This is a genomic window from Myxococcus xanthus, from assembly GCF_006402735.1.
Taxonomy (GTDB): domain Bacteria; phylum Myxococcota; class Myxococcia; order Myxococcales; family Myxococcaceae; genus Myxococcus; species Myxococcus xanthus_A.
Genome location: NZ_CP017174.1, coordinates 4,395,512 through 4,406,770, shown reverse-complemented (window position 1 = coordinate 4,406,770; position 11,259 = coordinate 4,395,512). Strand labels below are relative to the sequence as shown.

At 68.3% G+C, this 11,259-nt stretch carries 7 protein-coding genes and 1 pseudogene; 5 read left to right on the top strand and 3 right to left on the bottom strand.

What is annotated here, in order from left to right:
* The first annotated feature begins 265 nt into the window (after positions 1-265).
* Positions 266-604: a helix-turn-helix domain-containing protein gene (locus tag BHS09_RS40305; protein ID WP_140798464.1), complete on the top strand. Its 339-nt coding sequence runs from the start codon at positions 266-268 to the stop codon at positions 602-604.
* A complete protein-coding gene (locus BHS09_RS18340; protein WP_140798463.1) occupies positions 597-1,448 on the top strand; it encodes a type VI immunity family protein in 852 nt (283 codons plus the stop codon). Before BHS09_RS40305 ends, BHS09_RS18340 begins: the two co-directional genes overlap by 8 nt.
* A 27-nt stretch (positions 1,449-1,475) precedes the next feature.
* Here BHS09_RS18340 and BHS09_RS18335 read toward each other — a convergent pair.
* A pseudogene (locus BHS09_RS18335) lies at positions 1,476-1,929 on the bottom strand (sigma 54-interacting transcriptional regulator); the annotation flags it as partial.
* Between the two features lie 291 nt (positions 1,930-2,220).
* Between BHS09_RS18335 and BHS09_RS18330 the strand changes: the two are divergent.
* The gene (locus tag BHS09_RS18330; RefSeq protein WP_140798462.1) at positions 2,221-3,297 is read left to right on the top strand and encodes a galactose-binding domain-containing protein; all 1,077 of its coding nucleotides are present in this window, start codon (positions 2,221-2,223) and stop codon (positions 3,295-3,297) included.
* Between the two features lie 247 nt (positions 3,298-3,544).
* Here BHS09_RS18330 and BHS09_RS18325 read toward each other — a convergent pair whose 3' ends face one another.
* Positions 3,545-4,255 (bottom strand): hypothetical protein, encoded by a 711-nt coding sequence (locus BHS09_RS18325; protein WP_140798461.1) that lies wholly within the window; start codon positions 4,253-4,255, stop codon positions 3,545-3,547.
* A 381-nt stretch (positions 4,256-4,636) separates the two neighbouring features.
* Between BHS09_RS18325 and BHS09_RS18320 the strand changes: the two genes are divergently transcribed.
* Complete coding sequence (locus tag BHS09_RS18320) at positions 4,637-8,023, top strand: DUF4082 domain-containing protein (protein WP_140798460.1); 3,387 nt, start codon at positions 4,637-4,639, stop codon at positions 8,021-8,023.
* Between the two features lie 133 nt (positions 8,024-8,156).
* Here the strand turns inward: BHS09_RS18320 and BHS09_RS18315 are convergent, their stop codons facing one another.
* Complete coding sequence (locus BHS09_RS18315) at positions 8,157-8,459, bottom strand: hypothetical protein (protein WP_140791699.1); 303 nt, start codon at positions 8,457-8,459, stop codon at positions 8,157-8,159.
* A 78-nt stretch (positions 8,460-8,537) separates the two neighbouring features.
* Here BHS09_RS18315 and BHS09_RS18310 point away from each other — a divergent pair, with 78 nt between their 5' ends.
* Complete coding sequence (locus tag BHS09_RS18310; RefSeq protein ID WP_140798459.1) at positions 8,538-11,018, top strand: ABC transporter permease; 2,481 nt, start codon at positions 8,538-8,540, stop codon at positions 11,016-11,018.
* Positions 11,019-11,259: the final 241 nt, after the last annotated feature.

Below are 11,259 nucleotides of genomic sequence, written 5' to 3'. Positions count from 1 at the left end.
TCCAAAAAACCTGCGGACGCCGCGCGCGGTACAAATCAGACGCAGGCGTTCACCTTGTCCAAAATCTTTGCGGAGCACAGCACGGAGGGAAGCCCTGCACCGGAGCGCGTGCCTTCTCCGACCATGAAGAGGCGGCCCACGTCCTCACTTCGTGCCTGCGCCCCAAGGAACGTGGTCTGCAGCAGCGGTGCTGGAGGATGGCGACGACGGACTTGTAGCTGACGGCGCGGTGGCGCTATTGAGTTCGTGAGGAGGTGCACTTCTCATGGCTTGGCAGGCCCGTCGGCTCTCCGCCGAGCAGCAGCAGGAGCGAGGCCTTGAGGCAGCACGTCTGCTGCGTCACGGCTTTCCGCAGGTGCGCGTCGCGCGTGAATTGGGGGTGTCCGAGGCCGCGGTGAGCAAGTGGGCCGCGCGGCTGCGTTCGGGCGGCCTGCGTGCGCTGCGTGCACGCCGACACCCGGGGCGACCTTCGCGTTTTGCCCCGGTGAGCGTCCACGCCTGGTCGCCCGGCATATCGCGCGTACTTCCTGCCCGCCTACTCCCCGCAGCTCAATCCCGAGGAGCAGTGCCCATCGCTGACACTAGGAGCCGGCCCCATGTCTGACACCGCAACGCTGATAGATTCGCTCGACCTCCGGGACGAAGAGGGCATCCGGCAGGCCTCGTTCACCTTCTCCATCAACCTCTTCACCACAGCGACGTTCGCCGAGTTCCCTCTTGCGGCGCTGCGCTGCCAGGAGATCTTCCTGTCCGTCTGTCCGCCGGAGCGACTCCGCTTCTATGCCACCGAGACGATGCGCAAGCACCGAGCGGTGACCAAGAAGACACTGGGCACGCTGGCGCGATGGGCCACCGAGCCGCTGGGCAAGAAGGACTACGTGTCGCTGGAACTGAAGGACGGCGACAGCGAGATGGATGCACCGAAGGCTTTGTTCAAGTTCACCAGCGCTGAAGAGGGGTCACCGTCCTTCAAGTCCAAAAACGCCAACTCGGTCACCCTGGCGTTTCCGCCGGAACTCGGCCTTCAGCGAGCGGGCGAGCTGCAGGCCCTGTTGATGCGCCTGCTCGAGACTGTGCCGTGTGTCTGCGCGACCACCGGGTTCGCCTTCCATGTCACGCGCTACTCGTCCGCAGCGGCGGAGGCGTACGCCATGAGGACCTCAATGCGTTATCCCGAGACCGATATCATACGCATCTCGCAGGATCATCGGGCGGTGCAGCAGAACGCGCTCAAGACGGTCGCGTGGCTGACTATGGTGTTCGAGCCTCTGCTCTCCGAGCTCGGACGTGTGGACGCGGTGGTCAAGGGCTGGGGCCGGCAATCACCTACGGGCCTGCACCGGGTGGGACGCTGTTTCGGATTGGCGAACGACCCACACTGCATGATCGCGAGCGCGGAGAGCAGGCGACGGACGCCAGGGCGCTACATCTGGCGCTGCGTCCGCTGATCGAGCGGGCCTCTATCCCGCCTATACGCTCTCCAGGACGCAGAGCAGCATCACCTGGACCTCGGCAGGTGCCTCGCCCACCTCGTCCAGAAACAGCGCCCCCTCGTGGGCGGCCTGGAAGAAGCCAGTCTGGTCCCTCACCGCACCGGTGAAGGCGCCCTTGCGCGCGCCGAACAGCTCCGCGGCCGCCAACTCGCGGGGAATGGCGCCCAGATTCACGCTGACGAAGGGCTTGTCCCTACGCATGCCGTGCTGATGAATGGCCCGGGCAATCAACTCCTTGCCGGAGCCCGTCTCGCCCCGAACGAGCACCGGTACGGTCCGCCACCTGGGTGACGTGCTGGCGCATGCGCTGAAGCCCCATGCTGCTGCCCACCATGCCCAGCGCGTCCTCGGCCTCGCGCGACGACGGGTCCGCCAGGGGCAGCACCAGCAGCACGCGTCCGGCCAACTCCAGCGGCACGCCCGCGGCCACCTCCGCCGCCGACAACTTCCACGGCTCGCGGCCGTGGAATGGTCCCACGCCGGGGGACGGGGATGGCTGGTCACGTCCCGGAGCAAAGCAGACTTCCGGCGACGCTTCCACGCGTCGGCCGCCGGGTTCCACGCGTGGAAACGGCCGGCGCCACGCGTGGAAGGGCCGCTCCCCCTCGGAAGCCCGGGCGGCGGCCCCGTGGCACGTCGGCTGCTCTGGGGCAGCGGCGCGCGGTCGCGGCGGGTCGGTATGTCGCCGGCCCCTCCGGCCGCGTGAACCCCATCCAGAGACCGATACATGTCCCCAACCCGAATGTTCCGCCTCCCCTGGCTCGTCAGCATCGCGGGCGCCGCGCTCCTCGGCGCGTGCTCCCCCGACGCCTCCGCCGAGCAACTCCCTCCGGATGACCTCACCAGCACCACCGCGCGGCAGGCGTTGCTCTCGCCTCCCAACCTCGCGCTCGGCAAGCCGGCGCTGCAGTCGAGCGCCTACCTCGGCGGCGGCGGCGAGCCGTCGCTCGCGGTGGACGGAAATACCGACGGCGACTTTTGGGCCGGCTCCGTCACCCACACCGCCCTGCAAAGCCAACAAACCCAGCCGTGGTGGCAGGTCGACCTCCAGGCTTCACACCTCATCTCCAACGTGGTCCTCTACAACCGCACCGACTGTTGCTCGGACCGGCTCCAGAACTTCCGGGTGCGCATCTCGGAGGACGGCACGACCTGGCAGGACCACCCCTTCGCGGGCGTGGCGCCGCGGCGGACCTCCCTCAGCATCAACAGCAAGGCCCGCTATGTCCGCGTCCAGCTCGGTAACACCAACAACCCCCTGAGCCTCGCCGAGGTCCAGGTCTTCGGGGCGGCCACCCACATGCACTTCGGAGGCATGTATGGGTTCTTCAATGGGGGCACCTACGTCAATCCCTATACCGGGGGCCCCTCCTGCCCTCCGGAGTACACGGCGTACCAGACGCTGGGGACGACCAACGTCGACTACAACATGTACTTCTGTGGCCGCCACGCGGTGGACGGGAACGTGCCCCTGGCGGAGTTCGGCGGGGCGTATGGCTTCGGGAGTATCGGCGACTACAAGAATGACATCACGCAGGCCGCCTCATGCCCCGATGGCTACCTGACCGACGCGGCGCTGGGGTCCTCGGGCATCGACTACGACCTCCGATACTGCCACCGTCCCTACGAGCCACATCTGCCGTCGCCCTACCGTTTTGGCGGAATGTACGGTGAAGGCAGCGGCGGCCCGTATGTGAATCCCCTCACCGGCCAGGCGTCTTGCCCGGATGGCTTCAAGGCGGTCCAGATTCTGGGTACCTCCGGCGTCGATTACCCCGTGTTCTTCTGCTATCGCAAGCAGTAGCCCTGCGCTTCGCGATGTTCGTGCATCGCGAAGCGGCTCATCCACCCAGGGCTTCCTCAGCCACCGCGCAGGGGGCGACACCGTCCCCCTGCGCCGGAGCTGGCACGATGCGGCGCTCGCGCTGCGCTTGCCTGAAAGAGTTGCTGCTCTCCTTCATGGCGCGCGTGTTGTCGCCCCCCGCGACGGAGAGGCCTGACTTTGGCCACGAACAGCTCGCCGACAACGAACTGCGGAGCTTCGGCACGACTTACCGGGGCTTGAGTCGGGTCTCGGCATCGACGCGCCTCGCGCTGAGCGTCGCCAGTGCTCCGGGCTGAAACGGGTCCTTCCCGCTCGTCATCAACTCCCACACCGCACGCTCGTCAATTCCACCGTCCTCATCCAGCGCCTCGGCGACGAAGAAATCTGCGGCTACGTCATCGTCGGTGAAGTGCCGAGGCAGGCCCCAGCCCTTGCTCGCGAACACCACCGCATCGAGTTGCTGAGCGTTCACTCCGGTGTTGCCGTCGAGCATCAACATGCGGGCCTTCAGACGGGTGGTGTGGAGTTCGGCCGCCTCGTCGCCGTGATCTCCGAAGCATCCGCCCGCGAGTTCGACCGACTTCGTCGCGTAGCAGCACGCGCTTCCGCTGAAGCGCAGGTTCTTCGCATGCACGCTGCCGAACACTACGAACAGACTGATTTCGTAAGGCTGGGTTGACAGGTCGATGTCACCCGCTACCTCGAGATCTCCATCGACAACGAGAATCCACGGAGACGCAGGGACGAGCTTGTCGGCACGCACGAGCCCGGTCGCCAGATGGATCTCGACAGCGGGCTTGTTCTGTTGCTGGGCGCGATCCTGAATCCGCTCGAAGTGCTCGACGAACCAGCCGAAGGTCTCCGCTTCGTTCGCGGCCTCGAAGCGGACCTTGATTTCGTCGAGCTGGACAACCCTCGTTGCAAAAGAATGGAACATCCCCCCTTCATACCAGCCGCAGCGCATCTGCGCTTCCCCTTGGACATGGGCGGGAAGCTCCGAGTGCCCGCGTGAGAGGGACTCGCGCAAAGGCCAGCTCAAGGTACTGCCAGCCCATTCCGAGGTGAACGACGTGTCAGGTCTAAACGCTGGATTTCCCATTCACTAGCCCCCGGCATGGAGTCGGGCCCTTTTTCAAGGTCCCCATCACGGCTGAAGACAACCGACACCGAAAAAGTCCGACCGCCTGGAAGCCAAAAATCGCGTCATGCGGCAATGACTCGCGGACCTACGTCTCGCGCCATTGTCCACGTCAGGGGCAGACAGCAAGATGCCGCCGCTGCTCTGTCTCGTCGTGCCATCCCCCAAGGAAAAGTCCGAATGACACCCTCGAAGCCACGGCCCAACTGGGTCGCGAGACAGCCACGCGCCCACGCGCTGGCGCTGCTCGCGGCCGTCCTGCTCGCGCTACCCACCACCGCGCGCACCCAGCCGACGTACACGCTATTCGCCCCCACCTCCACCCCGGCCGTCCCCTCCGTCACCAATGACTTCGCCCCGGTGGAGCTGGGCGTGAAGTTCCAGTCAGACATCGAGGGAGACATCCTCGGCATCCGCTTCTACAAGGGCCCCGCCAACACCGGCACCCACGTGGGAAGTCTCTGGAGCGCCGCTGGCGCGCGCCTCGCCTTCGCCACCTTCACCGGAGAGACGGCCTCCGGTTGGCAGGAGGTGACGTTCTCCACGCCCGTGCGCATCAGCGCCAACACCACCTACGTCGCCTCGTACCACGCGCCCGGCGGCGCCTACGGCTTCACCAGCGCGGGACTGGCCTCGGCCGTGGACTCCCCTCCCCTCCACGCGCTCGCGGGCGCCACCAGCGGCGGCAACGGCGTCTTCACCTACGGCGCCGCGGGCTCCTTCCCCAGCACCAGCTTCGGCGACTCCAACTACTGGGTGGACGTCGTCTTTCGCCCGGCTGAGCCCGTCACCCTGTGGCCCGCCACCGCCACGCCCGCCGTCGCCTCCGTCACCAATGACTCCGACCCCGTGGAGCTGGGCGTGAAGTTCAAGACGAACGTGAGCGGCAACGTGCTGGGCGTGCGCTTCTATAAGGGCGCAGCCAACACCGGCACCCACGTGGGAAGCCTCTGGAGCGCCAACGGGCAGCGCCTGGCCTTCGCCACCTTCACCTCCGAGACGGCCACCGGCTGGCAGGAGGTGACGTTCTCCGCCCCTGTCGCCGTCGCCGCCAACACCACCTACGTCGCCTCGTACCACGCCCCTGTCGGCGCATACGCCTTCGACAACGGTGGCCTCGCCAGCGGCCAGGACACCCCGCCCCTCTTCGCGCTGCCCGGCAGCACCAGCGGCGGCAACGGCGTCTTCACCTACGGCGCCGCGGGCTCCTTCCCCAGCAACAGCTTCGGCAACTCCAACTACTGGGTGGACGTCGTCTTCCAGGCCACCGGCGCATTGCCCCCGACGCAGCCCCCGGACAACACCTTCCGTATCTTCGCCCCCACCGCCACGCCCGGCACCGCCACCACCCCTGACACCGCCGCCATCGAAGTGGGCGTGAAGTTCCGCGCGGACGTGGACGGACAGGTGACGGGCGTGCGCTTCTACAAGGGCAGCGGCAACAACGGCACCCACGTGGGCAATTTGTGGAGCGCCACGGGCCAGCCGCTCGCCACCGCCACCTTCACCAACGAGACGGCCGTCGGCTGGCAGGAGGTGACGTTCTCCTCCCCTGTCGCCATCACCGCCGGCACCACCTACGTGGCGTCGTACTTCGCGCCGCTCGGCGGCTACTCGTTCGACAGCAACGGCCTGGCCACCGGAGTGGACGCCCCTCCGCTGCACGCCCTGCCCGGCGCCACCACCTCGGGCGGCAACGGCGTCTTCGCCTACGCCTCCTCGTCCACGTTCCCCAACGGCAGCCACCAGAACTCCAATTACTGGGTGGACGTCGTCTTCGAGACCTACGGACCTCCGCCCCGCCCGGGCATCCACGGCGCGGGCCCCGTGCTGGTGGCCACCGCTCCCGGCAACCCCTTCACCGACTACCTGCGCGAAATCCTGGAGGCCGAGGGCATCGCCGCCTTTGCAACAACCGATGCCGGTAACCTGGGTGTCTCCGTTTCCCTCAATGACTACAAGGTGCTGGTGCTCGGCGAGCAGACGCTGAGCGCGACCCAGGTGACGCTCATCACCCACTGGGTCACCGCCGGCGGCAGCCTCATCGCCCTGCGGCCCGCGGCGAACCTCCAGTCGCTGCTCGGACTCAATGCCTCTCAGGGCACGCAGGCCAATGGCTACATCCTGGTCAACGACACCCAGGCCCCGGGCACGGGCATCACCGCGGAGACGATGCAGTACCACGGCCTCGCGGACAAGCGCACCATCGTCACCGGCACGCGCACCGTCGCCACGCTCTACTCGGACGCCACCACCGCGACGACGTTCACCGCCGTCAGCCAGCGCACCGTGGGCAGCGGCACCGCCACCGCCTTCATGTATGACCTGGCGAAGTCCGTCATCTACACGCGGCAAGGCAACCCGGCGTGGCAGGGACAGAACCGGGACGGCTCCTCCATCGGCCCGGGCGCGCGCGCCAGCGACATGTTCTACGGCAACGCGTCCTTCGACCCGCAGCCGGACTGGGTGAACCTGGCCAAGGTCCAGATTCCCCAGGCGGACGAGCAGCAGCGACTGCTCGCCAACGTGCTGCACCAGACGAGCACCACGCCGCTGCCGCGCCTCTGGTACTTCCCCAACGCCAAGAAGGCCGTCGTGGTGATGACGGGCGACGGACACCCGGGTGGCGCCACCACCCAGCGCTGGAACCAGTACCTCGCGGACAGCCCCACCGGATGCAGCGTGGACGACTGGGAGTGCATCCGAGGCACCATCTACGACTACGTGGGCGGACTGAGCGCCACCCAGGCCAACAACTACGTGGCCCAGGGCTTCGAGTACGCCCTGCACATCAACACCGGCTGCGCGGACTACACGGCCAACACGCTGGACCCGAACTTCTTCACCCCGCAGCTCGCCAGCTTCGCGTCCGCCTTCCCCGCCGTCCCCGCGCCTGTCACCAACCGCACGCACTGCATCGCGTTCAGCGACTGGTCCACCCAGCCCAAGGTGTCGCGCCTGCACGGCATCCGCATGGACACCAACTACTACTACTGGCCCGACTACTGGGTGCAGGACCGCCCGGGCCTGTTCACCGGCTCCGGCCTGGCCATGCGCTTCGCGGACCTGGACGGAACTCCGCTGGACGTCTACCAGCTCGCCACGCAGATGACGGACGAGTCCGGCCAGTCCTACCCGCTGCACATCGACACGCTGCTGGGCAACGCGCTGGGCACCAAGGGCTACTACGGCGCCTTCAACGCCAACATGCACGTCGACTCGCAGCCGTCGGCCGGCTCCTCCGGCTCGGCCGCCATCATCGCGTCCGCCAAGCGTGACGGCGTGCCGGTCATCACCGCGAAGCAGCTGCTGGAGTGGCTCGATGCCCGCGAGGCCACCCAGGTGTCCACCGTGGCCTTCACCGGCACGGTGCTCACCTTCAACCTCACGAGCCCCGCGCGCAACCTGTCCCTCATGGTGCCCACCCGCACCACGACGGGCCGCACGCTGCTGTCCGTCACCCGCGCGGGCTCCGCCGTGACGACGGTGACGCGCACCATCAAGGGCGTGGACTTCGCCTTCATTGACGGCGCCCTGGCCGGAACCTACACCGCCACCTACAACTGAGTCACTCGCGCCCCAAGGCGCGTCATCCGCCGGGGCCCGACGCGGTGCATTCGCGTCGGGCCTCGTTTCATTTCACCACGGATGAAGCCTGAGAGGTCCTGCCTGTGACGTGTTGCGACGGCCCTTCTAGTCGCTACCCCTTGTGCGGGAGGAGCTTGTCCACCATGCCCTTGAGGGATTGCTTGATGACGCCCGCCGTGTCCTCGTCCCCTTCCAGGAGCGCCGATGCGAAGTGCCGGGCCTGCTCGAAGGTGATGTGCGGCGGCAGCGGCGCTACGCCGGGGTCCGTGTAGGCCTCCAGCTCCGCGAGTTCAAGAGCATCTGGGATCCGCAGGGGAAGATGAACCCGGGCAAAGTGGTGGACCCGAACCCCATCGACCAGGAGTTGCGCCTGGGCCGGGACTTCCAGGCGCGCACCTGGAAGCCGCGGACGCACTTCAAGTACCCGGACGCAGAAGGTGCAATGGTCCTCATCGTGCGCCGTAGGGCGAACACACGCCCCCCGAGGTCCCCCGTGTCCCCCCTTATCGAGGATGTCCGCTTCTCGCTCCGGCTCTTGCTGAAGAGTCGTGGGTTCACGCTGGTCTGTCTCCTGACGCTGGCCCTGGCCATCGGGGCGAACACGGCCATCTTCAGCGTGGTGAACGGGGTGCTGCTGCGGCCGCTGCCGTACCCGGAGCCAGACCGGCTGATGCAGGTGGTGCGAGTCACCAAGGACCACGGGCGGTCGGCGTCGCAGTCCATCGCTGGATACGTGTGGATGTCCGCGGAGGGGTCGCCCTTCTCGCGCGTCGCGGCCTACGAGGTGCTGCCTTCGGGCTTCAGCGCCGTGGGCGACGGCATGCCGGAGCGATTGCCGGGCATGCGCGTAACGGAGGGCTTCTTCGAGACCTTCGGCGTGAGGCCGAGGCTGGGACGCGGCTTCCTGCCGGAGGAGGACGTGGTGGGCGGACCTCGCGTGGTCGTCCTCAGCGAGAGCCTGTGGCGGCGGCGCTTCAGCGGCGCGCCGGACGTGGTGGGCCGCTCCATCGTCCTCAACGACGAGTCCTATACGGTGGTGGGCGTGGCGCCCGCGTCGTTCGCGTACCCCACGGGCGTGCACCTGTGGACGCCGCTCCAGCTCGACCTCACGGACCGGACCAACTCCCACTACCTCTTCGTCACCGGCAGGCTGCGCCCGGGCGTCTCGACCGACGGCGCGGCGGCGGCGCTGGAGACATTGGGGGGCCGCGTGCGCGCGGAGAACCCGGGCCTGCTTGATGAGGGCCAGGAGTTCGCCCCGGTGGACCTGCGGGCGTTCCTCGCGGGCGACACGCGGTTGGCGCTCTGGGTGCTGATGGGCGCGGTGACCCTGGTGTTGCTCATCGCATGTGTCAACCTGGCAAACCTCCAGCTCGCAAGAGCGGCGGCGCGCAACCGAGAACTGGTGGTGCGCGCGGCGTTGGGCGCGGCGCCGGGGCGGCTCGCGCGGCAGATGCTCACGGAGAGCCTCTTGCTCTCCGTGGCCGGCGGAGGGCTCGGGGTGCTGTTGGCGGTGGCGGTGTTGCCAGGGTTGTTGTCGCTGGCGCCGGACACCTCGGTTCTGCTGCCCGGGGACGGAGGGCTCGCGGGCGCGCAGGTGGGCATCGATGGCACGGTGTTGGGCTTCACGCTGGCCGCGTCGCTCCTCACGGGCCTGTTGTTCGGGCTGTTGCCCGCGTGGCAAGCGTCGCGCACGGACCTCCAGATGGCGCTCCGCGAGGGCGGCCAGCGGGCGACCCTGGGCCCGGGGGGCGGGCGCACGCGCGCGTTCCTGGTGGTGGGTCAGGTGGCGTTGGCGGTGATGTTGCTGGTGGGCGCGGCGCTGCTCATCCGCGGGTTCTCCACGCTCCAGAGCGTGCAGCCGGGCTTCGACCCGCACGGCGTCCACGTGCTGCGGCTGTCGCTCCCGGAGGGACGCTACGGCACGTTGCAGGCACTGGAGCGCTTCGAGACGCAGGTGGAGGAGCGCGTGCGGGCGCTGCCTGGCGTGGAGGCGGTCGGGTTCGCCACGTCGCTGCCCATGGACAGGGGCCCCAGCATGTCGTTCTCCATCGAGGGCAAGTACACGGGGGATGACAACGGCCCCGGCGCGGGCTGGGGGCAGTACCGCCCGGTGACGCCGGACTACTTTGGTGCGATGCGCATCGGCCTCGTCCGCGGGCGGCTGCTGGCGGAGAACGACGTCGCGGGCTCTGAGCCGGTGGTGGTCATCAACGAGACGGCGGCGCGCAGGTTCTGGCCGGGCGAGGCCCCCCTCGGCCAGCGCATCCGGGTGGCGCATTCGGTGCCATCCCTCCGGGACGTGGTGCCCCGCGTCGTGGTGGGCGTGGTGCGGGACGTGCGCGAGGACGGCCTGAATGACGAGCCTCCCCCGGTGCTGTACCTGGCGCCGGGACAGATGTCGCAGGGCGTCGCGTCAATGGTCGTGAGGATGATTCCGCAGAACCTGCTGGTGCGCGCCAGGGGCGGCCACGCGGACGTCGTAACGGCCGTCCAGCGCGAGGTGTGGGCGGTGGACGCGCAGCAACCGGTGATGGAGACGCTGAAGCTGGAGGACCACGTCGCGCGCTCGCTCGGCTCCGAGCGCTTCAACATGATGTTGCTGGGGATGATGGCGGCGCTGGCGCTCGCGCTGGCCGCAGTGGGCATCTACGGCGTGTTGTCCTATCTGGTGAGCCAGCGGACGCGGGAGATGGGCGTGCGACTGGCGCTCGGCGCCACGCGGGGCGATGTGGTGAGGCTGGTGCTCCGACAGGGCCTGGGCTCGGTAGCGGGCGGGGTGGTGCTGGGGTGCGCGGGTGCGCTGGCGCTGACGCGGGTGGTGTCCGGCTTCGTCCACGGCGTCAGCGCCCTGGACCCGCTGTCCTTCGTCGCCGCGCCGCTGGTGCTGCTGGGCGTGGGACTGGTGGCCACCTGGGTGCCCGCGCTGCGTGCCTCGCGCGTGGACCCCATCATCGCGCTCAAGTACGACTGAGGCAGGCGGGCCCGTGGGGTGGAGTCGGGCGCCCGGGCGCCCGAGGAGTCCGCCACGGCGGCCGGGCTCCTTCAGGGAGGCCCGGCCGTCGTCATTTCGCATCACGGCGCTACTTGAACCAAGGATAGGTCCGGTTGGCGGGGAGCAGGAATCCCCAGCCCGCATCGATGACCACCGGCCCTTCGCCAAGCCTTCCATAGACATCCACCGGCACCTTGGAGACACCTTCGTCGTAGGGATA

Excerpts from the sequence above, each read along its gene's own strand:
- BHS09_RS40305 (WP_140798464.1), top strand. The coding sequence starts at position 266 with ATGGCTTGGCAGGCCCGTCGGCTCTCCGCCGAGCAGCAGCAGGAGCGA.
- BHS09_RS18340 (WP_140798463.1), top strand. The coding sequence starts at position 597 with ATGTCTGACACCGCAACGCTGATAGATTCGCTCGACCTCCGGGACGAA.
- BHS09_RS18330 (WP_140798462.1), top strand. The coding sequence starts at position 2,221 with ATGTCCCCAACCCGAATGTTCCGCCTCCCCTGGCTCGTCAGCATCGCG.
- BHS09_RS18325 (WP_140798461.1), bottom strand. The coding sequence starts at position 4,255 with ATGTTCCATTCTTTTGCAACGAGGGTTGTCCAGCTCGACGAAATCAAG.
- BHS09_RS18320 (WP_140798460.1), top strand. The coding sequence starts at position 4,637 with ATGACACCCTCGAAGCCACGGCCCAACTGGGTCGCGAGACAGCCACGC.